Raw genomic sequence first — 23,901 nt, 5'->3', positions numbered from 1 at the left:
CCATCAACCAGGCACCCCTGCCGGTTTTCCTGAAGGCGGCTGCCGAGCGGGTGGAAGCCCGCCTCAAGGTAGCGCTGGCACCCTCGGTCCCGGCTGCTGACACCCTGTTTGCCGCCATGCAGTATGGCGCCCTCGGACCGGGCAAACGACTGCGGCCGGCACTGGTCTACGCCTGTGCCGCCCTCATCCAGGAGCAGCATTTCGACCCGGCCCGTTGCGACAGCGCTGCGGCGGCAATGGAGTGTATCCACGCCTACTCCCTGATTCATGACGACCTGCCCGCCATGGACGATGACGACCTGCGCCGTGGCCGCGCCACCTGCCATATCGCATTCGACGAGGCCAGCGCCATTCTCGCCGGCGACGCCCTGCAGACTCTGGCATTTGAATTGCTGCTGGACTCCGAGGCGGATGCCCGCCTGAAGATTCGCCTGATGCAGGAACTCGCCGCCGGCTCCGGCGCGCGCGGCATGGTCTCTGGCCAGGCCATCGATCTGGCGGCAGTCAACCACCAGCTCGATATCGCGCAACTGGAACAGATGCACCGCCTGAAGACCGGGGCACTGATCCGCGCCAGCGCCCGTATCGGCGCGCTGCTCGGCGGCGCCAACGAGGTACAGCTCGCTGCCGTGAGCCGCTACGCGGAGGCTCTGGGATTGGCCTTTCAAGTGCAGGACGATATTCTCGATGTCACCGCAGACACCGAGACCCTGGGCAAAACCCAGGGCGCCGACGCGGCGCGCAACAAGCCCACCTATGTGTCACTGCTGGGGCTGGACGAGGCCCGGCGGAAACTGGCGGGCCTGCACAGGGAAGCACTGGACGCGCTGCAGGCAGTGCGCGGGGATACCGCACTGCTGGAACAGTTGGCGGAGTATGTTGCCAACCGCAGTCACTAATCGCGCCGCTTGCGCGAAAACTTGACCAGAGACGCCCTTATTCCGGGGTGAACCCCGCTGCCGGAGCCCGTTCGGGATGCAATATGCCCCATGCGGGCATACAATCCTTTTCCATACTTTTGTTGCAATTGATACGTTTGATGTTCGACGAAATCCCCCGTACTCGACCGCAGACACCGCTGCTCGATGGTATCGACAGCCCGGCGCAGCTGCGCGCCCTCGATGAGCGCCAGCTGCCGGAGCTGGCCAGCCAGCTGCGCGAGTACCTGCTTTACTGCGTGGGTCAGACCGGCGGCCACTTTGGTGCCGGGCTGGGCGTGGTGGAGCTGACCATTGCCCTGCACTACATCTACAACACCCCGGACGACCGGCTGGTGTGGGATGTGGGACACCAGACCTACCCGCACAAGATCCTGACCGGGCGCCGCGAAGAGATGCTGACCATTCGCCAGCAGGGCGGCTTGTCCGGTTTCCCCAAGCGCAGCGAAAGCCCCTACGACACCTTCGGCGTGGGCCACTCGAGCACCTCCATCAGCGCCGCGCTGGGAATGGCGCTGGGATCGCAGGACGAACGCAAAGTGGTGGCGGTAATTGGCGACGGCGCCATGACCGCAGGCATGGCCTTCGAGGCCCTCAACCACGCCGCCTATACCGGCCAGGATATGCTGGTGGTGCTGAACGACAACCGCATGTCGATCTCGAAGAATGTGGGCGGTCTGGCGACCTATTTCGCCAAAATCCTCGCCAGCAAGACCTATCTCACCATGCGCGAGGGCAGCCGCAGAATCCTGTCCAAGATTCCCAGGGCCTGGCAGCTGGCGCGGCGCACCGAGGAACATGTAAAAGGCATGATCACCCCCGGCACCCTGTTCGAGGAGCTGGGCTTTAATTATGTGGGCCCGGTGGACGGTCACAACCTGCAAGACCTTGTGCCAACCCTGCGCAACCTGCGCAGCCAGCGCGGCCCGCAGCTGCTGCATATCGTCACCACCAAGGGCAAGGGTTTCGGTCCCGCCGAGGAAGACCCGGTGGGCTACCACGCCCTCAACAAGCTCGAGCCGGAACCCAAGGTGCAGGTGGCGGTATCCACAAGCACTCAGGGCGAGCGCAAACTGCCCAAATACCAGGACATCTTCGGCCAGTGGCTGTGCGACACCGCCGAGCAGGATGAGCGCCTGATCGCCATCACCCCCGCCATGTGCGAGGGGTCCGGCATGGTGGAATTCTCCGAGCGCTTCCCCGAGCGTTTCCACGACGTCGCCATCGCCGAACAGCACGCGGTGACTTTCGCCGCCGGTCTCGCCTGTGAGGGGCAAAAACCGGTCGTGGCCATATACTCCACCTTCCTGCAGCGCGGCTACGACCAGATGGTGCACGATGTGGCGATCCAGGATCTGGACGTTACCTTCGCCATCGATCGCGCGGGACTCGTGGGCGAGGATGGCCCCACCCACGCCGGCAGCTTCGACCTCACGTTCATGCGCTGCCTGCCCAATTTGGTCATCGCCGCCCCCAGTGACGAAAACGAGTGCCGCCAACTGCTGTACAGCGCCTACCAGCACAGCGGGCCATCCGCCGTGCGCTATCCGCGCGGCACCGGACCGGGAGTCGAAATCGACAAAACGATGACGGCACTGCCGATCGGCAAGGCGCGCCCCGTGCGCGAGGGCAGCCAGGTGGCGATACTCAACTTCGGCACCCTGCTGGAACCGGCTGTCGCCGCGGCGGAAAAACTCGGCGCCACCGTTGTCGACATGCGCTGGGTCAAGCCGCTCGATGAGAAACTGATCGACCAGCTGGCCGCAAGCCACCAGCTGCTGGTGACCCTGGAAGAAAACACCATCGCCGGCGGTGCCGGCAGTGGGGTGATGGAATACCTCAGCAGCAGCGGCACCGTGATTCCGCTGCTGCAGCTGGGCCTGCCGGACAAAATCATCGAACACGGCAAACATCCCGATCTCCTCGCCGGCATCGGCCTCGACGCCGCCGGTATCGAGGAAAGCATCCGCCGGCGACTGCAACAACTCGACGACAAGCATTTTTCCGGTCAGGCAGCTGCCCTCTAGAGACAGCGCCAGCACACCGATTCATAGCCGCCCGCTGACGCTTTGGACAGCCCTCATTTTCTGCTGTCTCTTTGCCCAGCCGAGCCATTGATATGCAGGCGGCAGCTACAAAATTGTATTCGACCAGATTTGAGGGGGGACCATGTCCTTGATACGCAAGACCGCGTTGGCCGCCCTGGCCATTTTTTCCTCCGCCGGCGTCACCGCCATGGAACAGGAGGCGTTCGACAAAGCCTTCGATGCCCTGCCGCGCAAAGGCGCCGAGGCACAGCTCGAGGCCCTGCAGGACCTCCGTTACCAGTGGCTCATGGAGAGTTTCCCAAGCTGGGGCACCTATCAAGGCTACCCGGGGGTGAATGACCGCTGGACCGACAACTCCATGGAGGCCATCAGCCGCCGCCGCGAGCAGACTCGCCGCATGCTGGCCGCCAGCCGCCACATCGACACCGACGCACTGCCGGAGTCCCGCCTGCTGGATCACCAGCTGCTGTACCAGGACCTGCTCTCGGAGGTAAAAGGCTTCCAGTTCCCCGAGCACCTGCTGCCCATCACCCATATGAGCGGTATCCAGCGCAATGTGCCTTCCGTGCTCGAAGCCATGCCCAAGGCCAATAGCGCAGACTACGACCAGCTCATCGTGCGCCTGGACCGCCTGCCACTGCTGATTCAGCAGACCCGCACCCTGATGGAAAAGGGACTGGAAAAGGGCATCACCCCGCCGCAGATCACCCTGCGCGACCTGCCGGCACAGATCCGCTCCCTGATTCCCGAAGCCGCGGAGGAAAGCCCGCTACTGAAGGCTTTTGTAACAATGCCGGGAAGCCTGTCGGCGTCACAACAAAAGCGCCTGCGCAACCGCGCCTTCGCCCTCTACCACCGCGAGCTGGTCCCGGCCTGGCGCGACCTGGCGGAGTTTGTCGAGCGCGTTTACATCCCGCAGGCACGGGTGGACAGCGCCTTCACCAGCCTGCCGGATGGCACCCGCTGGTATGCCCACAAGGTGCGCGAAGAAACCACCACCGCACTCAGCCCGGAGGAGATTCACCGCATCGGCCTGCAAGAGGTCAAACGCATACGCGCAGAGATGGAAAAGATCATCGCCAAAACCGCCTTCGAGGGTGACTTCGCCGCCTTTACCGACTTCCTGCGCAGCGACCCGCAGTTCTACCACACCAGCCGCGAAGACCTGATGCGCGATTATCGCGATATAGCCAAGCGTATCGACGCGGAACTGCCAAAGCTGTTCCGCACCCTGCCGCGCCTGCCCTACGGCGTAAAACCCATTCCCAGCTACTCGGAGAAGTCGCAGACCACCGCCTACTACCAGCCTGGCTCACTCGAAGCCGGTCGCGCCGGCATCTTCTTCGCCAACACTTACAAAGTGAGCAGCCGCCCCAAGTGGGAGATGGAAGCGCTGACGGTGCATGAGGCCATGCCCGGCCACCACCTGCAGATCGCCCTGGCGCAGGAAGTCGAGGATGTTCACCCGCTGCGCCGCCTGGGCATGTACACCGCCTTCGTCGAGGGCTGGGGCCTCTACTCAGAGAGCCTCGGTTACGATCTCGGCCTGTACACCGACCCCTACAACGAGTTTGGCGCCCTCACCTACGACATGTGGCGCGCCGTGCGCCTGGTGGTGGATACCGGCATGCACCAGCTGGGCTGGAGCCGCGAACAGGCCATCGAATACTTTATGGATAACAGCGCCAAGCCCCGCCACGACGTGACCGTGGAGATCGACCGCTATCTGGTGTGGCCGGGCCAGGCCCTCGCCTACAAGCTGGGGCAACTGAAGATCATGGACCTGCGGGCCACAGCCCAGCAGCGGCTGGGTAATAACTTCGATATCCGCAGCTTCCACGATGAACTGCTGGGAGCCGGCGCCCTGCCCTTGAATGTGCTGGAAAAACGCATGAATCAGTGGATTGTCTCCCAGGGAGGGCAGTCCGCCAGCAACCCGGCCACAGAGTCAGCGGACCCCGTGGCCCCCATTTGATTCAGACCGTTAGTAGATGACAGCCGGTTTCTTCGGGTTAGTGCTTGTGAGCTTGTCGCTGAGACTTAATGGCTGAGAGGCAACCGCCAGGCGCTGACAGCCGGGAGCGAGCAGCGGCGAATAAATACCGAGGAGCCGGCACAGCCGCAACAGCGCCAGAGGTATAAAAGCGGGCTCGCCTCCGCGGACACACCCGCCGAACACGGCTTCGCTGCGGATAAAACCCTGATGAGGAAAGATCGCAAGCGGGTAAAGATTGGTATGCGCTAAAGCCCGGGATGACTGCAAACGAATCAAGGCGGCCAGCCGCCAGGTCATTACCGGGCTGGAGCCACTGCAGGAGCGGCTAAGAGCTACTGAGCGCTACCACTGCCTCTTTGATTCAACTCCAGTTTCCAGCCTTCACCCCGGCAATCCCTGCTTTTGCCCGCTTTCCGCCCCGCTATTGCCCTTACTTACGCAGGTCAAATAATTGCCGCTCGTAGTCTCTCTTGATCTGGGGGTCGTCCACCAGGGCGAATGCGTGGCGCAGATGCTTTTTGGAAAGCGGAAAGTCCCCCTGCACAAATGCCACCTTCCCCAGCAGGAAGTGCAGTCTGTGATCGGCATTGTCGCGGCGGATCGCGGACTCAAGCAGCTTGCGCGCCTCGCCGAACCTGTCTTCCTGATAAGCCGAGCGCGCGGCAAAGTAAGCGAATACGGGGTTGTGGCTGCGCAGCCTTACGACCTGATCAGTGAGGCCCGCCGCCACCGATTCCCGCCCCTGCTCTGCCAGCAGTCGCTCCAGATTGCGGGCGGCAACCAGGCTCAGTGGATCCAGCTGCAGCGCCTGAATAAAGGCCTGCTCCGCGTACTCGGGCAAGCGCTGTTTTTCGTATAACACACCGAGGTTGACCCAGAAATCGCTGTTGCCGGGCGAAAGCCTCAAGGCTTCCCGCATATTGAGGAAAGCTGCCCGGTAGTCACCGGCCAGAAGTCGTTCCGCACCGACATTGCTGAAGTATTGCGCGAGGGCCTGTTGGTCAGAGAGCGCTCGACGGTTGAAGGCGATCTCAAAGTCCACCACACCAAAATCAATCACCTGGGGACCGGTGGATAATTCCAGCACAAGATTGATATGCCGCAAGTTGATTAATACCCCCCCTTCCTCGGTGCGGGTATTAGGCACATCGACCTCATTAAAGGTCCCTTTTAGGCCCAGCTCCCGCGCCATCGCCGCCAGCAGAATGGTCACACTCAGGCAGTTGCCCTCACGCCGGGCAAAAGTTTCTGCCGCGGGCAGAGTGGTCAGCGTATCGTAGTCCACACTGAACATGCCATTGCGGAACATGCCGACCAAAACCGACCATTTCTCTTCCGCCGACGCCCCCGCAAGCCCGGCGAGAAAAGCCCGAATTTCAGGGGTCAGGGCCATTATCTGTTGCTGGGGGATGACTCCGCCCGGTCCGGCAACCAGCGACTCAGCGACATCGAAGTCAGCCATCAACGGCGACTCAGCAAGCAGCCGGTGACTGTCAACGGGAACACCAAAGGGGTAGCCGACGGCACTATCGCTTGGACCATGCGTACTGCAGGCCACGCAAAATAGCACCAGCAGCACCATCAAGGCATGGGGCATCAGGGCATGGGGCATCAGGGCATGGGGCTTTTTAAGCCATTTTGTTGTTTTTATTTTCTTGATTGTCATGGCGGCGAAGTTTTTATTTTATGGCGCGCAATTCTACCCCCGTGTGGCTTCGCCTCAAGTGTCGCCAGGTCTAAGCGCCAAGGTTACCGGCATTACATCGTGACGCGACTGCCTGATCTGACTTTATATTTCACAAGCCAGAGCGCCTATTCTCATGGGAACCGCAGAATCACGTAGATAAATTTTGCTCGTTATACCGGGCCTGGGCGGGTGACTCTGTGATGACTACAAAATCCAGATTGCAGGAATTTTCACAGCGGGATTTGAATGGCAAAACTCTGGCGTACTCTGCGGCAGGAGCCCACGGGTCCACACTGTGTGAAAGGTTTGCAAGAAAACCTGTAAGAACGGCCTTTGACACAGCTCCACAGAACAGTTCTGATAGCGCGCTCTGGAAGGGTGTTCTGGAAGGGTGTTCTGGAAGGGTGTTCTGGAAGTGTTCTGGAAGGGAGCTCTGACAGGGAGCTCTGACAGGGAGCTCTGACAGGGAGCTCTGACAGGCAGCTCTGACAGGCAGCTCTGACAGGGAGTTCCAACAGGGAGCCCTGCAAGGAAATTCTGCGGAAAAACAGCAACCCATCCCGCAGCCAGCCCCACCGAGCTGATCGAGTCGCCCCAAAAAAAAGCCGGCAAAGCCGGCTTTTGTATCGGGTCCCCGCGAGTGCATCACCTTTCTCGACCCACGACGACCTGATAGTTTGAGTGTAGACCCCAGAGAGGGTTCCCGCTGGTATTTCACTCAACACCAAGTATGACTCAGGTAGATTGCAACGCCGTGAAGCATCTGTAACGGATTTATGACACTCAAAATCGGCTCCGCACTATCGAGCCTGTCCCCAGCAGAGAAGAGCGGTGAGCGGTGAAAAACAACAAGGCAACAGTAAAGAAGTAGTGCGCAGATAAAGCTTTGCAGGCAGTGACTGCAGAGCAGATCTAACGCCTGCACAAGGGGTTACCGCCCGCCCCACCAACACAAAGGGGGACGGCTTCTGCCGTCCCCCTTTGTGTATTGCGCTTCTTTATTGCCGCGATTCTTGCTCTTGGCTCTTGGCTCTTGGCTCTTGGCTCTTGGCTCCTGGCTCTTGTCTCCTGGCTCCTGGCTCCTGGCTCCTGGCTCCTGGCTCCTGGCTCCTGGCTCCTGAAAAATGCTATGGGCGTTGTTCCCTCGGCCAGAAACCAGAGCAGGCTTTTTTATTAAAGCTGCGCACCTAATCTTGCGGGTCGTTTTGGTCCTCGTCCGCGAACAGATGGCCGAGCTTGCCCTTCTTTGTGGACAGGTACTTCACATTGTGCGGATTGCGGCCGGTCTCGTGGGGCAGGCGCTCGGTCACGTCGATGCCCAGTTCCTCCAGTGCTTTCACCTTGCGCGGGTTATTGGTCATCAGGCGGATGGATTTTGCACCCAGGTGTTTGAGCATTTCTTGCAGGATCGAGTAATCCCGCATATCGGCGCCGAAGCCCAGCTGCTCGTTGGCTTCCACCGTGTCCGCGCCGCAATCCTGCAGGTGATAGGCCCGAATCTTATTCAACAGACCAATGCCGCGACCCTCCTGGCGCAGGTAAAAAATGGCCCCACGCCCTTCCAGGGCAATACGGTGCATGGCGTGCTGCAGCTGCGCGCCACAGTCGCAGCGCAGCGAGAAGAGGGCGTCCCCGGTCAGGCACTCGGAGTGGATGCGGGCCAGCAGCGGCTCGTCCGTATCCATGTCCCCCATGGTGAGGACAACGTGCTCCTTGCCGGATTCCGTATCCTCAAAACCGTGCATTTCGAACATGCCCCAGGGTGTGGGAAGTTTCGAGGATTCCACGAAGCGAATGGTCAAACTCTTACCTCATTCAGTCACTGACAGCGCCGAGACACTGCGCCAAATTGTTCAGTCGCGGGCGCGAAGAATAAGCACACCTTGCTGCTGCTGTATATCCACCCGGCTGAGAAAAGTGTTGCCCAGCAGGGTGACCTCGGGAAAGTCCCCTTCATGCACCGTGGCGTCCACATTGTGCAGCTTGATGCCGCCAATCGTGACGCTATCCAGCGTCAGGCGAAAAGCCTTGGCGATACCGCTGGCGGTGGACACACGGATCGGTTGCGCGCGCTCCAGGTTCAGCCCGAGGCTGCGCGCGGTCGGATAATTGAACGCGATACTGGTGGCACCGGTATCCACCATCATATTAACCCGGCGACCGTTGACCCAGGCGCTGGTGCTGTAATGGCCACGGCTGTCGGCCATCAGGCGCACCTCCGCGCGGGCGGCCTCGGCGTAGCTGGCCGCCACTGGGGCATCCAGCGTCAACTCCTGCCGCCGCCCGCCAATCCGCACCACCGCAACACCGGAAGCCACCTCCTGCAGCTGCACACCCTCGGGAGAGGTCTGCCCCGCTTTCAAGAGCCGCTGCTGGCCATCCACCTCCAGCATGGCACTGCTGCCAAACAGGGCCTTCAACTGCACTTCCTGGGACCAGGCGAGCGGTACAGACAGCAATAACAGAAGAAAAGCCAGGGATCGCATCGATCGCTCCTAAGCCATGATGTAGGCGGTCAGATGCAGCACCAGCGCCGCATATCCGGCGGCCAGTATATCGTCCAGCATGATGCCCACACCACCGTGCACATGGCGATCCGCCCAGCCAATGGGCTGCGGTTTGGCGATATCGAAAATCCTGAACAGCACAAAACCGTAAATGGCCCAGCCCCAGCCGGCTGGCGCCATAAACATGGTGAGCCAGTAGCCCACCATTTCATCCCAGACAATGCCGCCGTGATCGTGTACGCCCATCTTGCGCGATGCGGCGCCACACAGGTAGCAGCCGAGAATCGCCGCGGCCACCACCACCGCCAGGTACCACACCGGCGGCAACTGCTGCAGCGGCCACCACAGCGGAATCGCCGCGAGGGTTCCGAAGGTGCCCGGCGCCTTGCGGGCGAGACCGGAGCCAAAGCCAAAGGCGAGCAGCATGGTGGGGCTGCGCAGCAGCTGGGGAAAAGTTGGCTGATTCATGGACGTTTACAATTCCGTTTCCGCCGTGCGCCGGCGGTCAAGCGCCAATGCCTAAAGCTCTAATAACTTAAGCACCGAGGCCTTAAACACTTAGGCCTTAAACACCGAGACCTCAAGCATCGAGGGCTAAAGCACTAAAACCTTAAAAGTGCTGGTATCCCGTCTGTTGCGGCGACCAGCGCCGGCCGCGCCGGTAAGCCATCACTTGTGGCTCCCCTGCGGCGTCCACCAGCCGGCCGATACACGTCGCACCCGAATGTAACTGCTCCAGCGCCGGCACATCCGCCTCGGCAACGCAAAAACACAGCTGGTAGTCATCGCCACCGGTGGCGGCGAGTTCCCGCGCAGATTCCCCGGCCAGCTCCCGTGCCAGCGCCGCCACCGGCAGCGCGTCCACATCCACTTCGGCGCAGACACCGCTGGCGCGGCAGATATGCCCCAGGTCCGCCAGCAGGCCATCGGAGATATCGATTGCGGCTGTGGCCAGGGGCGCGATTGCCCGGCAGAGCGTCAGCTGTGGTTCCGGCCAGTAAAACGCCGCCTCCGCCGCCTGCTGCAACTCGGCATCCACTTTGCGCTTGCGCAGCACCAGCGGCAGCGCCGCAGATGCGGCTCCCAGCGGGCCGGACACATACACGCTGTCGCCGGCCCGGGCGCCGTCGCGCCGCAACGGCTTTGTGGTGTGCCCGGTCACCTGAATGGTGATCGACAGGGGGCCGGCGGTGGTATCGCCGCCCACCAGGGCAATGCCGTATTCCCGCGCGGTTTCCAGCAGGCCCCGGGAAAACCCCTGCAGCCACTTGCGATCAGCCGAGGGCAGTGTCAGCGCCAGGGTGAACCACAGGGGTTCGGCCCCCATTGCCGCCAGGTCGCTGAGGTTGACCCGCAGGGCCCGGCTGGCGACTTTGGCCGCATCCGCCTGTTCGGGGAAATGGCGCCCCGCCACCAGGGTATCCACACTGGTGGCGAGCAGGGCTCCCGCCGGCGGCTGCAGCAGCGCGCAGTCGTCGCCGATGCCCAGCACCACCCCCTCTGCGGCAGGGGCTGCGGCGAAATATTCGCGAATAATGTCGAACTCACCGGTAGCGGCCATACGGGCTTAGCGCTTGTCCGCCTTCACCTCTGCGGCGCGGAGATCCGCAGCAGTCTTGTCGAGAATGCCGTTGATAAACTTGAACGCATCGGTGGGACCGAATTTTTTCGCCAGCGCCACCGCCTCATTGATCACCACTTTGTAGGGCACATCAATTCTGTTTTGCAGCTCGTAAGTGGACATGCGCAACAGGGCGCGGGAAACCGGGTCCAGGTCTTCGACATCGCGATCCAGATGCGGAATAAATGCGCCCTCGACTTCATCGAGGTTCTTCGCCACGCCGTGGAACAGATCGCGGAAGTACGCCACGTCGGTCTTGCTCATATCGTTGTCGGCGTGAAACTCGGCCTCAATGGTATTGAGGCTGGCACCGGCAATCTGCCATTGATACAGCGCCTGCATGGCGTAATGGCGCGCCTTGCGGCGCGCGGAAGCGGTAACGGTCATAACTTCTAATCCCGTAAAACCCGTATTCAAACGGTTCAGATTTTTCCGAGCAGGGAAACCATTTCCAGCGCGGTTTCCGCGGCTTCACAGCCCTTGTTGCCGGCCTTGGTGCCGGCGCGCTCGATGGCCTGCTCAATGGAGTCAACCGTCAGCACCCCGAAGGTCACCGGTACACCGGCGTCGAGGGAAACCTGGGCCAAGCCCTTGGTGCACTCTCCAGCAACGTATTCGAAGTGCGGCGTGCCGCCGCGAATGACCGCCCCGAGGGCGATAATCGCATCGAATTTGCCGGTGGCTGCGAGTTTCTTGGCCGCCAGGGGGAACTCGAAGGCACCCGGCGCATAGTAAATGGTGATGTCCTCGTCCTTGATGCCCTTGCGGCGCAGGGTATCGAGGGCGCCGTCTTTCAGGCTTTCCACCACAAAGCTGTTCCAGCGGCTCACCAGCAGTGCGTACTTGCCGCCACAGTGAACGAAATCGCCTTCGATGGTTTGGATATTGCTCATGATCGGTTTTCCATTTCTCAGCGGGCGGGTCGGTTAAGTTCCTTGCCCGGCTTGTTCCAGCGCGGGGCTCAGGCTTCCGCGACGTTGATGATTTCTACCACCTCAAGGTCGAAACCGGAGATGGCGTTGAACTTGAACGGCGCGCTCATCAGGCGCATTTTGCGCACCTTCAAATCGCGCAGAATCTGCGAACCGGTACCCACCTGCTTGTAGACAAGGTCGGAGCTTGGGCGCTGCTGTTTGCCGCTGATCAGCCAGTCGATGCTCTCCTCGATCTCCTCGGTGGTTTCGTTGTGGCAGATCACCACCACCACACCCTTGCCCTCCCGGGCCACCCGCTCCATGGCGTGACGGAAGGTCCAGGGCTCGAAGGGTTCGTCGCCGCGGCGAATGGTGAGGATATCCCTCATGGTGTTGGCCACATGCACCCGCACCAGCGTGGGCTCTTCCGGGGTCGGGTTGCCGAGCACAAAGGCGAAGTGCCGCTCGCGACGGGCCTTGTCCAGGTAGGTGTGCAGTTTGAACTCGCCAAATTCGGTGTGCACCTGACGCTCGTTGGTGCACTCGACGGTCTTTTCGTTGAGGGCGCGATAGTTGATCAGGTCGGCAATGGTGCCGATCTTCAGGTCGTGTTTCTTGGCGAAAGCCTCGAGGTCCGGCCGGCGGGCCATGGTGCCGTCTTCATTCATGATTTCGACGATAACCGCAGAGGGTTCGAAACCGGCCAGGCGGGCCAGGTCACAGCCAGCCTCTGTGTGGCCTGCGCGGCTCAAAACGCCACCGGGCTGGGCCATGATCGGGAAAATATGACCCGGCTGCACGATGTCGCTGGGCTTGGCTTTGCGGGCCACCGCGGCGCGCACAGTGCGGGCGCGGTCGGCGGCGGAGATGCCGGTGGTCACGCCCTCGGCGGCCTCGATGGAGACGGTGAAGTTGGTGCTGAACTGGGCGCCGTTATCCCGCGACATCAGCGGCAGGTCCAGCTGCTCGCAGCGCTCGCGGGTCATCGGCATACAGATCAGGCCGCGGGCGTGGGTGGCCATGAAGTTGATATCCTCGGCGCGCACCTGCTCCGCCGCCATCACCAGATCGCCCTCATTTTCGCGGTCCTCGTCATCCATCAGGATGACCATCTTGCCCTGGCGAATATCGTCGATCAGCTCTTCAACCGTATTCAGTTCCATAAAACTCTCTAGTCTGTGATTTTCTGCCTGCAACACAGGCCTTGGCGACTCTGCTGGCGCTGGCTCAGGGTTTGTAAAACCCGTGTTCCGCCAGAAATTCCACCGTCAACCCTTCACTCTCGGGCTCGGCGGCCTTGTCACCCAACAGTAGTCGCTCGAGATAACGGGCGATCAGGTCCACTTCCAGGTTCACCCGGGTGCCGGCCTGATAACCGTCCATCACCGTCTCCTGCAGGGTGTGCGGCACAATGGTCAGCTCGAACTCGGCGCCCGCCACCGCGTTCACCGTCAGGCTGGTGCCGTCGACGGTGATGGAGCCCTTGTGGGCAATGTACTTTGCCAGTCCCGCCGGCGCCCGCAGGCGGAAGCGTTCCGCGCGCGCTTCGCGCTTGCGCCACAGCACCTCGCCTATGCCGTCCACATGGCCGCTGACAATATGCCCACCGAGGCGCGTCTGCGGGGTCAGCGCCTTTTCCAGATTGACCCGGTCGCCCTGCTTCCACTGGCCGACCGTGGTCACGGACAGGGTTTCAGCGGAGACATCAGCCCAGTAGCCATTGCCGGGCAGATCCACCACGGTCAGGCAGACGCCGTTGGTGGCGATACTGTCTCCCAGTTGCACGTCGGACAAATCCAGCTTGCCGCTCTCCACCCGCAGGCGCAGGTCGCCGCCCTGGGGCTTGAGTTCGGTGATTCGGCCAACGGCCTCGATAATGCCGGTAAACATCGCGGGCCCCTCTGGGGTTATCGGGTTGTGGCGGCGCTAGCGCTCGATATCTGTGGTGGCGGTAATCCGCCAGTCGTGGCCGACGGCACGCATATCTGTAATGGTAATCGGCAGCACCGAACCCATGCGCTCGATCGGCAGCTCAAACAGCGGTCGCGCGGTGCTCCCGAGCAGTTTGGGCGCCATGTAGACAATCACCTCGTCCACATGGCCGCGATACAGGAATTCGCCGGACAGGGTGGCACCGCTCTCAACCAGCACTTCGTTGCACTGTCGCCGGGCGAGCTCGCGCAGCAGCGCCAGCAGGTCCACCCGGCCGGCGCTGTCTGCCGGCAGTTCAATCACTTCAGCGCCGGCTTTTTGCAGCCGCGCGCGGCGCTCGGGATCGGCGCCCGGGGTTGTGACCACCAATGTGGGGGCGTCGCCCTGCAATATAAAGGCCCGCGCCGGGGTGCGCAGACAGCTGTCGACGATCACCCGCAGCGGCTGCACCTCCGCGGCGGACTCCGCCGCGAGCAGCTCGAGAGCCATCTCGTCGGCGCGCACATTCAGGTTCGGGTTGTCGAAACGGACCGTCTCCACGCCGGTGACGATGGCACAGCTGCGCGCCCGCAGCCGCTGCACATCAGCCCGCGCCGCCGGCCCGGTGACCCATTTGGATTCGCCGCTGGCCATGGCGGTGCGGCCGTCCAGACTCATGGCGGATTTGCTGCGCACCAGCGGCAGGCCGAGGGTCATACGCTTGATAAAACCGGGATTCAGGGCGCGGCAGGACTCTTCCAGCAGGGGCCCCTGCACCTCGATGCCGGCCTCTTTCAACTTCTGCAGGCCACTGCCGGCCACCAGCGGGTTCGGGTCTTCCATGCCGTAGACCACCTTGGCGACACCGGCCTGAATGAGGGCATCGGCGCAGGGGGCGGTCTTGCCGTGGTGGCTGCAGGGCTCCAGGGTCACATAGGCAACGGCGCCGCGCGCCTTGTCGCCGGCGTCTTGCAGCGCTTCGATCTCCGCATGGGGCAGTCCGGCGCGACGGTGCCAGCCCTCGCCGAGAATATTACCCTCGGCATCAGCGATCACACAGCCGACCCTCGGGTTCGGCATGGTGGTGTAGAGTCCGAGTTCGGCCAGCTGAATTGCGCGGGCCATCAGTTCCCGTGGAGAGAGACTCATGGGGTCTCCGTGCGTTTTTTCGTGGTGAGGCGGTCGATCTCTTCGGCAAACTCGCTGACATCCTCGAAACGACGATACACCGAGGCGAAGCGCACGTAGGCCACCTTGTCCAGCTCGCGCAGCTGCTCCATCACCAGTTCGCCAATGGCCCGGGCCGGCAGCTCGCGCTCGCCGGCGGCCTGCAGGGCATGCTTGATCTGGGCCACGGCGGATTCCACCCGCTCGGTGCTGACCGGGCGCTTCTCCACCGCTCGCTGAATGCCGGCGCGAAGCTTGTCTTCATTGAACGGCTCCCGCTGACCATTTTCCTTGATCACACGGGGCAGCAGCAGCTCGGCGGTCTCGAAGGTGGTGAAACGCTCGTGGCAGTCGAGGCACTCGCGGCGGCGACGCACCTGGTCGCCCTCGGCCACGAGACGTGAATCAACCACCTTGGTTTCTTCTGCGCTGCAGAAAGGACAATGCATGAAAATATGGCCCCATGGGAAAATGGGCCGCAGTTTACCATAGCCGGCGCCCGTGAGCGCGCCGGCAAAACAGAGAGATCAGGCCCGCTCAGAGTTTCTCGCGCTCGATGATGCGCCGCCATAAACGCTGGCGCAGGGCCAGCACATCGCCCTCGGTCGGCTTCGGAATCCAGCTTTTCGACAGGGTACCCGGGTCCGGGTATATCACCGGGTTCTGCAATACCTCCGGGTCAATCAGCGGACGGGATTCCAGGTTGGCATTGGCGAACTGGGTTTCGTTGCTGATCTTGGCGATCACCTCCGGCCGCAGCAGGTAGTTCAGCAACTCATAGGCTGCGCTCTTGTTGGGGGCATCGCTGGGAATGGCCAGTACATCGATCCACAGCGGCGAGCCCTCACGCGGGGTGAAATAGCGAATTTCGAATGGGCGCCCGGCCTCCCTGGCCATCTGCTGCGCTTCGAGAATATCGCCACTCCAGCCATGGGCCATGCAGTGCTTGCCGCTGGCCAGGTTTTCCACATATTCGCCGGAATCAAAGTCCGTCACATACAGGCGAACCTTGGCGAGCAAATTGGCCACCATATACTGGTGCGCCACACTCATGCTGTTGGGCTCCTTGCCGAGAAACTTGAGCCCGACATCGAAAATTTCCTCCGGCGAGCGCATCAGCGTCACACCGCAGTGATCCAGCATTGCGAGAAGCTCGGGATCGAAGAGCAAATCCCAGCTGTCTTCCGGGAGCCGTCCGCCAAAAGCCTTTTCCACCGCCTGCACGTTGTAGCCGATACCGACGGTGCCCCAGAGGTAGGGGAATACATATTTATTCCCGGGGTCCGAGTAGAGCAGCCGCTCCATAAATAGCGGATCGTTGCGCTCCCACCCTTCCAGGCGGCTGCGATCCAGGGGTTCGAGCATGCCGGCGTCGATATAGGCGGCCACATTGTCCGAGCCCGGCACAATGACATCGAAACGTTTCTGCTTGTCGATCCACAACTCCTCAAGCTCTTCGATGTCATCAAACACGGTGTAATGCACTTTGATGCCGGTTTCGGCCTCAAACTCCGCCAGCGTGTCTTCGGCAATGTAATAGGACCAGTTGGCGAAGTGCAGCTCCCGGGAGCTGGCCGGCTGCGCGGCCGTTATCGCCACCAGAAAAGCGAGGGTGAATAATTTCAACATTTGCATGAAGCGCTCCAGTCTACGGATAGTCCGCAATCCAGTGTGGGCTGTTCCGCAACCGCCCCCAGATACCGGGGCCGTGCCTTTGCCAGCAGGCTGCCGACAGCGGCAACCAAAGCGGGCGACCTCACCGCGTGACGCCGCCCGCCGGAATTTCGTCGGGGAGCTGCCGAAACCATCTGGCAGCGCCCCAAACGCCTGCAGGGAAAACAGGTTAGCCCTGGTGAATTTCCTGTGCAACGCGTTCGCCGGTGCTGATGGCACCGTCAACGTAGCCAAACATCTCCAATGCGGTGTGCTCACCACAGAAGTGGATGTTGCCTTCCTTCAGGCCCGCGGCGCCCCACCACTCGGTGTAGTCACCAAAAGTCTGGGTGGAGTAGGAACCCTTGGACCAGGGGTTGGCAGCCCACTTGGACAGCATGGCGGTGCCGGTAAAGGCGGCGCCGGTGCCCGGGAAGACGTTTTCGACAATACCAAAGAAGTGGTTCAGATCCTCGGCAGACGGGGCGGCAAACGGCTTGTCGCTACCGATCTGGCGACCATAGTCACCGCCGAAGAAGTTCACCAGGATGCCGTCGGTAGAGCCGGTAATGGAAGTGGAGTCCCAGGTGTCGAACAGCTCCGGGCGGCCCACGTAAGTCACACCATTGGTGGTGAATTCCTGTCCGTTGACAACCGTAGGCTGGGCCCAGGGACGTGTAGAGCAGTAAGTGGCCAACTTGCCGTTGGAACCGAAAGCCATGCGCTCGATGGCCATACGCTTCTCGGGACGGAAACTGTCGTAGATACGCGGATCGATATCCACATCCCTCAGCGTGGAGAAAGGCAGCGCCAGCACCAGGCGATCACAGTTGTACTTGTGGCCATCCTCAAAGGTCAGCTGGTAAGGACCGTTAGAGTCGCCCTTGATGGCAACCAGCTTGCGATCGGTCTCGATGGTGCCCTCTGGCAGCTCCTCCGCCATGCGGGTAACCAGCTGATCGTTACCGCCGGCAATGCGGAAACGCTCGTCGGTGCCCGCCAGCGGCAGTGCGGTGTTGATGGGGTTCCAGGCCAGCAGGTAAATCAGGTTCAGTGCCGTGGTGGCCTCCGGCTGAATACCGTATTCAGCGACGATATCCGCCTGGAAAACCTGCCCCATATTGGAGTTGGCGCCGATACCTACATGGTCAAGCCAGCTGTTCACATCGACGTAATCCAGCTCGCGGTGCATGGGGTTGCTCCACTCGTAAGTGGGCACCCAGGGGGCATCCTGCTGTGCACGCTTGAAGATCTGATAAACCTCGCGCCACTCTTCGTTCAACTGGTGCTCGGTGTAATGCTGACCATTGACGTAGTAGAGCTCGTTGCCGCCGGGCACCGCGTTGCCATTCACATCCTCGACATCCAGCCCCAGCTGACGGGCCAGATTGCGGGCGTAGGTGTGCTCGGTGGAAATCAGCTCGCCGCCGCGCTCGACGGGGCGGCCAAAGATAGTGCGATTGGTGAGCAGGCGGCCACCGAGGCGGGTGTTGCCCTCGAACACTTTGCAGGTGGCGCCATTGTACTGGTACAGACGGTGTGCACAGCGAATACCGGCGACACCGCCACCAATAATGGCAACGCGGCCGGGGTCCGTAGCGCCGCCGGCGATCGCCTGCGCAGGGCGCGAAACAGTACTGGCCGCACCCGCAGTACCCAGTACCGCGGCACCCAGGCCCAGCTGCTTGAGGAACTGGCGACGTCCCTCCTCTGAAGCATTCTTGCCAGCGAACTTGGCGCCTTCATTGATGATATCCAGGCTCTCGTCAGCGGAGATTCCCGTCTTGTCGGAGAGTTCCTCGGCAGCGCGAAGACGGCGCAGGAGGCCTGAGATCGGGGATAGCGACTTGCGGCTTTTCATAATTGTTCTTCCTTAAGCCAGTAAGTTTCGGACCCTAAACCTCAGGGCCGCAGTTAAGGCAAGTACATGCCAAAGAGTGCGACCACGCTGAAAACCATTGAAATGCTCTTCTGAAGCCTAAATCACACTCGCGATAGCGGGTTAAGTGCTTATTACGTTTAGCAATAAGTCGCCTCATTCTACCTAAATCGTCAAAAAAATCGAATAATGATTCGATAAAAGCCACTAATTTAAAATTTTTTACTAAGAACCACTGACGGCGGACAGCTTACGGAAAAGGCTCGCTCAATGGAGTCGCCCGAATCCTGCGATACACCTGGGCTGAGGGCCAGGCTGGGACTGGGGCGACAGTCGCGGTCGGGGAAAAAGAAGGGGGCGGGTGCGCGGCTAGCGAGGCACATCAGAGGACATAAAAAAAGCGGCTCTAAGAGCCGCTTTTTTGAGGGGGGAGCTTCCGGTCAGCCTTGCTGGTAAACCGGGAATTTGGCGCAGATATCCAGCACCTTCTGCTTCACTGCCTCGATGGTCGCTTCCGCATCGCCCTTTTCCAGGGCATCCAGCACATCGCAGATCCAGTGGGTCAGCTGCTGGGTTTCCGCCACACCGAAACCGCGGGTGGTGATGGCCGGGGTGCCCACGCGCAGACCGCTGGTGATAAACGGCGAGCGCGGGTCGTTCGGCACCGCGTTCTTGTTCACGGTGATATTGGCGCGGCCGAGGGCCTCATCCGCATCCTTACCGGTGTACTCCTTGCCGATCAGGTCCACCAGCATCAGGTGGTCATCGGTGCCGCCGGAAACGATGTTGATGCCGCGGTCCAGGAAGGTCTCCGCCATGGCGCGGGCGTTCTCAACCACTTTCTTCTGGTACGCCTTGTACTCCGGGCTCATGGCCTCCTTGAAGGAAACCGCCTTGGCCGCGATCACATGCATCAGCGGACCGCCCTGGCCACCGGGGAACACTGCGGAGTTGAGCTTCTTCTCGATCTCTGCGTTGGCGCGGGCCAGAATGATGCCGCCGCGCGGACCGCGCAGGGTTTTGTGAGTGGTGGAGGTCACCACATCGGCGTGGGGGATCGGCGACGGGTACTCACCGGCGGCGACGAGGCCAGCCACATGGGCCATATCCACCAGCAGGTAGGCGCCAACCTTGTCGGCGATTTCGCGGAAACGGGCCCAATCCATGATGCGGCTGTAGGCGGAGAAGCCGCCGACGATCATCTTCGGCTTGTGCTCCAGCGCCAGGCGCTCCACTTCCTCGTAGTCCACCTCGCCGGTTTCCGGGTTCAGGCCGTACTGCACCGCGTTGTAGATTTTACCGGAGAAGTTCACACGGGCACCGTGGGTCAGGTGGCCACCGTGGGCCAGGCTCATGCCCAGCACGGTATCGCCCGGCTCACACAGCGCCTGATAGACAGCGGCGTTGGCCTGGGAGCCGGAGTGCGGCTGCACGTTGGCGTAGTCGGCGCCAAACAGCTCCTTGGCGCGCTCAATCGCCAGCACTTCTACCTTGTCGACAAACTCACAGCCACCGTAATAGCGCTTGCCGGGGTAACCCTCGGCGTACTTGTTGGTCATGGAGCTGCCCTGAGCCTCCATCACCATTGGGCTGGTGTAGTTTTCAGAGGCAATCAGCTCGATATGCTCTTCCTGACGGTGGTTTTCCTCTTCGATGGCTTCCCAGACTTCCGGGTCAAAGGAGGAAAGTGTGACTGATGGATCAAACATGGTTTTCCCTCGGTAAAGCGAGCTGATAACTGACTGGGCGCATCGGCAGCGGCCGCTCTGTGCGAGTGCAATGAGCGGCCATCTCAAGCCGCAATCACGCAAAATCCGCACACCGGGACCACCACCAAAAGCCTGGGTATTCTAGAAAGGCGCGCATTGTACACCAAGGTGGGAGCCAATGCGCCAGCGCGAGAATGCGCCCGCCCCAGCCGGGAACAGGCTGCGCGCCCTCTGTGAAGCGCTGGCGTAGCGGTCGATGCTGACGCAGCAGGCAGTCCGGCTCACCCCACCGATTCAGCACCCGCGGCAATGGCACCGGGGCGTGAACCGGAGCGCACAGCCGCGACCGGCTGGCGACAAGCTCCAAGAGCGCAAGGTGGCAGCGGCAGGGTTGGCCCGGGCGGCAGGCGCCGCGGCCTTAGCTCCACCTAGGATTTATCCACGCAGGCCTTATTCAGCTGGGCATTATTCGTCAGGGCCTTATTCACCAGAGCCTTAGCGCCCCCTGAATAGACAAAACCCGGGCTTGCGCCCGGGTTTTCGCGGCAATGCCCGCGGTGATCAGAAGCGGTAGCCCAGTCCGGCCATGTAGACCAGCGGATCCACTTCCACATCGGCGGTGATGGTGCCAACACCGGGCACCTTGACCTCGGCCTCGGTGTCGATATCCATCCACCATACCGCCAGGTTGAGCAGCCAGCGCTTGTCCGCGCCAAAGGCAAAGTCCACGCCCATTTCCGCGGCAAGGCCGACCGAGTCATCCAGGGCTATGTCGGCACCGCCAGTCGCTTCCAGCGCGTCTACAAAAAAGCTGTTCGCTTCCGCGCTCACTTCTTCTTCAAAGAAGACGGTGTAATTCAACCCAAGGCCGAAATAGGGCTGCACATCGGCAAAGGGCACATTCGGGTAGTACTGCAGCAGCAGCGTGGGCGGCAGGTGGGTTGCCTCCCCAAGCTTCAGCTCGTCACCGAGCCCGGAAACGGAAAGGTCGTGTGTGAAGGGGCTCGCGGCCACCAGTTCCACCCCCCAGCGGTTGCTCAGCATCCAGGTCGCGGTTAGGCCCAGCGCGGAACCATCGTCCACATCCGCCGCGGTACCGCCCAGCTCCGCACCGTTAAGAGAGAGCGGGCTGGAAGAAGCATCGGGGCTGACGGTCGCTACGCCACCGCGCAGGATGACTTCGCCGGGCTGATAAGCCAGCGCCGGGGCAGTTAGAAATACCGTAGCCAGCACAGCAAGTAATCTCATTGGGTTCTCCATTCACCTTTTATAAATCTACTGATCAATCTATTTGGACCGCTATCTCGCCCGTTGGAAAACACGGATTATTTTTATGGCGATGCCATCGGTCAGGGCGAGACAGGGACAGATTACGGCGGCAGGAGCGAGCGCCCTTGATGCAAATCAATTGATGGCGTTCAACAGGAAGTTTTTTCTTCGATTCTTCGATCACTTTTATTCCGCCGCAAAAATTGACTTCCATCAAGGCGGCAGCGCCAGCACAAACGACGAAAAAATAAGCACAGAAAAACAGCAGCAGGCAGGAAAATAAATTTCTGCGGGAAGCGCGACCACCGGCAAACAACACAACGCATCAGCCACCAGGGTGTTAATCCGCCCGCCAGTAACAGACAGCCGTTCGTAAGCAGCCATCCACTGCCCTTTTCTTAAGCAGTCTGGCAAAGAAATTAACGAGAACGACGTCGGTCTGGGGAACAGTTGATCCAGGTCAAGGGATATCCAGGTCGGCGCAGCAGAATGGTTCTATATCATCTGCTGCGACATCTAGGGGGATCGCAATGCACTATTTATACCGCCAACTGTGCGATGACCATCGCAATATGCAGAGCCTGCTCGACGCACTGGAACAGCTGACAAAAGATCTCGCGCGCAGGGAGCGGGAGCCTGAAACCCTCAGCCTGATTCTCGATGCGATCGACTATATCAATACCTATCCCGACCGCTGGCACCACCCCATCGAAGATCTGGCCATGCAGCGCCTGCTGCTGCACACAGAGGCGGATCGCGACATCATCGAAGCCATACAGGGCGAGCACCAAGCCATCACCAGCGCCACGCGGCACATGAATGCTCTCTTCTATGCCATCGCCAACGATGCCGCCGTGGAGCGCGGTCAGCTGTTTAGCGCCACTCAGGAGTACCTGCAGTTACAGCGCGATCATATGCAGCGCGAAAACGAATCTATTTTTCCGCAGCTTTTCGCCCTGTTGAGCGCCGACGATTGGGCCGCGGTGGAGGCACAGCTGCAGCGCCAGCAGGACCCATTGTTTGGCCCGGACCTCAAGCGACTCTATGAATCACTGCATGACTATGTTGTCGGGCTGCATGAGCCGCTGCGGGCCAGCGCCTGATATACGAAGCGCTGCCGATGATGCAGCGGCGCACTGGTGAATACGCCACACACAGAAACAGCAGGAAGCAGCAGGAAGCGGCGAGAAATGGATAAGGAATGGAGCGCAATGGAGGGCATGAAAAAAAATGACAAGAAAAAGATAGAGAAAGGAGGGATAGGCAATGAGCTGTGTCGATCAGCACGGGTTGTCCATTGGCATTGAGCGCGCTGGCAGTGAGTTTTTCCTGTATTTCAAGGTGAAGGGCAAACTGACCCACGAAGACTACGAGATCATCACCCCCATGCTCGACAGCGCGCTGGCGGCGGTGCCCAACCCGCGCGTCAAAGCACTGGTGGACGTCACCGAGCTGCGTGGCTGGGAACTGCGCGCAGCCTGGGACGACCTGAAACTGGGGCTCTGGCACGGCAGCGAGTTTTCACATATCGCCGTGATCGGTGCAGAGGGCTGGCAACAGCTGGCGACCAAGGTGGCCGGCTGGTTTACCGCGGCCAACACCCGTTACTTCGAGGACCGTGATGACGCACTGGCGTGGCTGGTGGCTGCGGAAGACAGCAAGGGCAACAAAGAAGAGAGGGAGCAGAGCGGGGCTTAGATGCAGACTTAGATACAGGCTTATCTCGGGGCTTAAACCGGCACCCGCACCGGCACTCGCACCGGCATCAGCCCTGAATGAAGGCTGGCATTCAAACCAGAACTAATCCGTCTCAGCCGCCGGCATCCTCATAACTGCAGTGGGTGCCGGCCAGTTCGCTGAGGGCGATCAGATCGAGAATCTCCACCTCGCGCCCGCGCACAGCGATCAGTTTTTCGCGCTGGAACTTGCTCAGCAGGCGGCTGACCGTCTCGGCGGTAAGGCCGAGATAATTGGCGATATCCGTGCGCGGCATCGACAAAACAAAAGCGGTGGCGGAATAACCGCGGCGCGCATAGCGGCTGGAAATATTGATCAGCAGCGCAGCCATGCGCGTTTCCGCCGAGCGCTTGCCGAGCAGCAGCAGCGCTTCGTTTTCCTTTTTCAGCTCTTCGGAGAAAATCGTGTAAATCTGGTGCTGCAGAGCCGGCACTTCCTGGGCGAGGCTTTCCAGCTGGGCGAAGGGCAAAACGCACACGGAGCTGTCTTCCAGCGCCTCGGCGAAGGTGGAGTGCATGCGCCCACTGTAGGCGTCCAGCCCCAGCAATTCACCGGGCAGTGCAAAGTGCGTGACCTGGGTGTCGCCGTCGGTGGCGATGACCGTGGACTTGAAGCTGCCGGAACGGATGGCATAGAGGTTGGCGAAAGGATCGCCGGCCCGGTAGAGGGTCTCCCCGGCCCGCAGCATCCGCCGCTTGCCGGTGATTTCCTCCAGTCGATCGATCTCTTCTGCGGACAGGTCGGCGGGCAGGCACAGGCGCCTGACCGAACAGTTTCCGCAATTTACCGCTGAGAGCGTATCTTTCATGGGCCCGCCATCGACCGTGGGTGTACAACAAACGCCATTGTAACGTCTCGCGGCGTG

Annotated in this window: 23 protein-coding genes; 6 read left to right on the top strand and 17 right to left on the bottom strand. The window is 61.1% G+C overall.

All coding sequences use genetic code 11. From position 1 onward, the window contains the following. Positions 1-2: 2 nt before the first annotated feature. From ABEA58_RS07210 to ABEA58_RS07200, 3 genes are all read left to right on the top strand, one after another. Positions 3-899 (top strand): polyprenyl synthetase family protein, encoded by an 897-nt coding sequence (locus tag ABEA58_RS07210; RefSeq protein ID WP_425563522.1) that lies wholly within the window; start codon positions 3-5, stop codon positions 897-899. Positions 900-1,039: 140 nt separating this feature from the next. Further along, positions 1,040-2,965 (top strand): 1-deoxy-D-xylulose-5-phosphate synthase, encoded by a 1,926-nt coding sequence (dxs, locus tag ABEA58_RS07205; protein ID WP_345550152.1) that lies wholly within the window; start codon positions 1,040-1,042, stop codon positions 2,963-2,965. 142 nt (positions 2,966-3,107) lie between these two features. Then, a complete protein-coding gene (locus ABEA58_RS07200) occupies positions 3,108-4,961 on the top strand; it encodes a DUF885 domain-containing protein (protein ID WP_345550151.1) in 1,854 nt (617 codons plus the stop codon). Between the two features lie 9 nt (positions 4,962-4,970). On the opposite strand, the gene ABEA58_RS07195 is transcribed toward ABEA58_RS07200, so the two are convergent. The 16 genes from ABEA58_RS07195 to ABEA58_RS07120 all read right to left on the bottom strand — a co-directional run bounded on the left by ABEA58_RS07195 (position 4,971) and on the right by ABEA58_RS07120 (position 21,278). Further along, entirely contained in the window at positions 4,971-5,279 is a 309-nt protein-coding gene (locus tag ABEA58_RS07195; RefSeq protein WP_345550150.1) for a hypothetical protein, read from the bottom strand. Positions 5,280-5,412: 133 nt separating this feature from the next. After that, positions 5,413-6,648, bottom strand: a complete 1,236-nt coding sequence (locus ABEA58_RS07190; RefSeq protein WP_345550148.1) for a tetratricopeptide repeat protein — start codon at positions 6,646-6,648, stop codon at positions 5,413-5,415. A 1,208-nt stretch (positions 6,649-7,856) separates the two neighbouring features. Continuing rightward, complete coding sequence (gene ribA, locus ABEA58_RS07185) at positions 7,857-8,471, bottom strand: GTP cyclohydrolase II (protein WP_345550146.1); 615 nt, start codon at positions 8,469-8,471, stop codon at positions 7,857-7,859. Between the two features lie 51 nt (positions 8,472-8,522). Continuing rightward, positions 8,523-9,155 carry a retropepsin-like aspartic protease family protein gene (locus ABEA58_RS07180; protein ID WP_345550145.1) on the bottom strand — a complete coding sequence of 211 codons (633 nt, stop codon included), beginning with the start codon at positions 9,153-9,155 and terminating at the stop codon, positions 8,523-8,525. A gap of 9 nt (positions 9,156-9,164) precedes the next feature. After that, positions 9,165-9,644 carry a phosphatidylglycerophosphatase A family protein gene (locus ABEA58_RS07175; protein WP_345550143.1) on the bottom strand — a complete coding sequence of 160 codons (480 nt, stop codon included), beginning with the start codon at positions 9,642-9,644 and terminating at the stop codon, positions 9,165-9,167. Positions 9,645-9,786: 142 nt separating this feature from the next. Continuing rightward, positions 9,787-10,737: a thiamine-phosphate kinase gene (thiL, locus tag ABEA58_RS07170; RefSeq protein ID WP_345550141.1), complete on the bottom strand. Its 951-nt coding sequence runs from the start codon at positions 10,735-10,737 to the stop codon at positions 9,787-9,789. Between the two features lie 6 nt (positions 10,738-10,743). Beyond that, positions 10,744-11,184 carry a transcription antitermination factor NusB gene (nusB, locus tag ABEA58_RS07165; RefSeq protein WP_345550139.1) on the bottom strand — a complete coding sequence of 147 codons (441 nt, stop codon included), beginning with the start codon at positions 11,182-11,184 and terminating at the stop codon, positions 10,744-10,746. Positions 11,185-11,219: 35 nt separating this feature from the next. Then, positions 11,220-11,690: a 6,7-dimethyl-8-ribityllumazine synthase gene (ribH, locus tag ABEA58_RS07160; RefSeq protein WP_345550138.1), complete on the bottom strand. Its 471-nt coding sequence runs from the start codon at positions 11,688-11,690 to the stop codon at positions 11,220-11,222. A 68-nt stretch (positions 11,691-11,758) separates the two neighbouring features. Beyond that, positions 11,759-12,874, bottom strand: a complete 1,116-nt coding sequence (gene ribBA, locus ABEA58_RS07155) for a bifunctional 3,4-dihydroxy-2-butanone-4-phosphate synthase/GTP cyclohydrolase II (RefSeq protein WP_345550136.1) — start codon at positions 12,872-12,874, stop codon at positions 11,759-11,761. Positions 12,875-12,938: 64 nt separating this feature from the next. After that, positions 12,939-13,601, bottom strand: a complete 663-nt coding sequence (locus ABEA58_RS07150; protein WP_345550134.1) for a riboflavin synthase — start codon at positions 13,599-13,601, stop codon at positions 12,939-12,941. A gap of 36 nt (positions 13,602-13,637) precedes the next feature. Then, entirely contained in the window at positions 13,638-14,771 is a 1,134-nt protein-coding gene (gene ribD, locus ABEA58_RS07145) for a bifunctional diaminohydroxyphosphoribosylaminopyrimidine deaminase/5-amino-6-(5-phosphoribosylamino)uracil reductase RibD (protein ID WP_345550132.1), read from the bottom strand. Beyond that, positions 14,768-15,238, bottom strand: a complete 471-nt coding sequence (gene nrdR / locus ABEA58_RS07140) for a transcriptional regulator NrdR (protein WP_345550131.1) — start codon at positions 15,236-15,238, stop codon at positions 14,768-14,770. The genes ribD and nrdR overlap by 4 nt, the downstream gene beginning before the upstream one ends. Before the next feature lie 88 nt (positions 15,239-15,326). Beyond that, positions 15,327-16,418 carry an extracellular solute-binding protein gene (locus tag ABEA58_RS07135; RefSeq protein ID WP_345550129.1) on the bottom strand — a complete coding sequence of 364 codons (1,092 nt, stop codon included), beginning with the start codon at positions 16,416-16,418 and terminating at the stop codon, positions 15,327-15,329. A 214-nt stretch (positions 16,419-16,632) separates the two neighbouring features. Then, on the bottom strand, positions 16,633-18,303 hold the full coding sequence (locus ABEA58_RS07130; protein WP_345550127.1) for a flavin monoamine oxidase family protein: 1,671 nt from the start codon (positions 18,301-18,303) through the stop codon (positions 16,633-16,635). A 458-nt stretch (positions 18,304-18,761) separates the two neighbouring features. Continuing rightward, positions 18,762-20,030, bottom strand: a complete 1,269-nt coding sequence (gene glyA, locus ABEA58_RS07125) for a serine hydroxymethyltransferase (RefSeq protein ID WP_345550125.1) — start codon at positions 20,028-20,030, stop codon at positions 18,762-18,764. 561 nt (positions 20,031-20,591) lie between these two features. Continuing rightward, positions 20,592-21,278, bottom strand: a complete 687-nt coding sequence (locus tag ABEA58_RS07120; RefSeq protein WP_345550123.1) for an OmpW/AlkL family protein — start codon at positions 21,276-21,278, stop codon at positions 20,592-20,594. Between the two features lie 43 nt (positions 21,279-21,321). Here ABEA58_RS07120 and ABEA58_RS07115 point away from each other — a divergent pair, with 43 nt between their 5' ends. The 3 genes from ABEA58_RS07115 (at position 21,322) to ABEA58_RS07105 (ending at position 22,997) form a co-directional block, all read left to right on the top strand. Next, on the top strand, positions 21,322-21,582 hold the full coding sequence (locus ABEA58_RS07115; protein ID WP_345550121.1) for a hypothetical protein: 261 nt from the start codon (positions 21,322-21,324) through the stop codon (positions 21,580-21,582). Positions 21,583-21,829: 247 nt separating this feature from the next. Then, on the top strand, positions 21,830-22,402 hold the full coding sequence (locus tag ABEA58_RS07110; RefSeq protein ID WP_345550120.1) for a hemerythrin domain-containing protein: 573 nt from the start codon (positions 21,830-21,832) through the stop codon (positions 22,400-22,402). Positions 22,403-22,565: 163 nt separating this feature from the next. Next, positions 22,566-22,997: a SpoIIAA family protein gene (locus ABEA58_RS07105; RefSeq protein ID WP_345550118.1), complete on the top strand. Its 432-nt coding sequence runs from the start codon at positions 22,566-22,568 to the stop codon at positions 22,995-22,997. Positions 22,998-23,109: 112 nt separating this feature from the next. Here the strand turns inward: ABEA58_RS07105 and fnr are convergent, their stop codons facing one another. Continuing rightward, complete coding sequence (gene fnr / locus ABEA58_RS07100; RefSeq protein ID WP_345550117.1) at positions 23,110-23,844, bottom strand: fumarate/nitrate reduction transcriptional regulator Fnr; 735 nt, start codon at positions 23,842-23,844, stop codon at positions 23,110-23,112. Positions 23,845-23,901: the final 57 nt, after the last annotated feature.

It is taken from the genome of Microbulbifer aestuariivivens (assembly GCF_039545115.1).
GTDB lineage: Bacteria > Pseudomonadota > Gammaproteobacteria > Pseudomonadales > Cellvibrionaceae > Microbulbifer > Microbulbifer aestuariivivens.
Note: the sequence above shows the minus strand (reverse complement) of the source record. Positions and strands in the feature narration are given on the sequence as shown.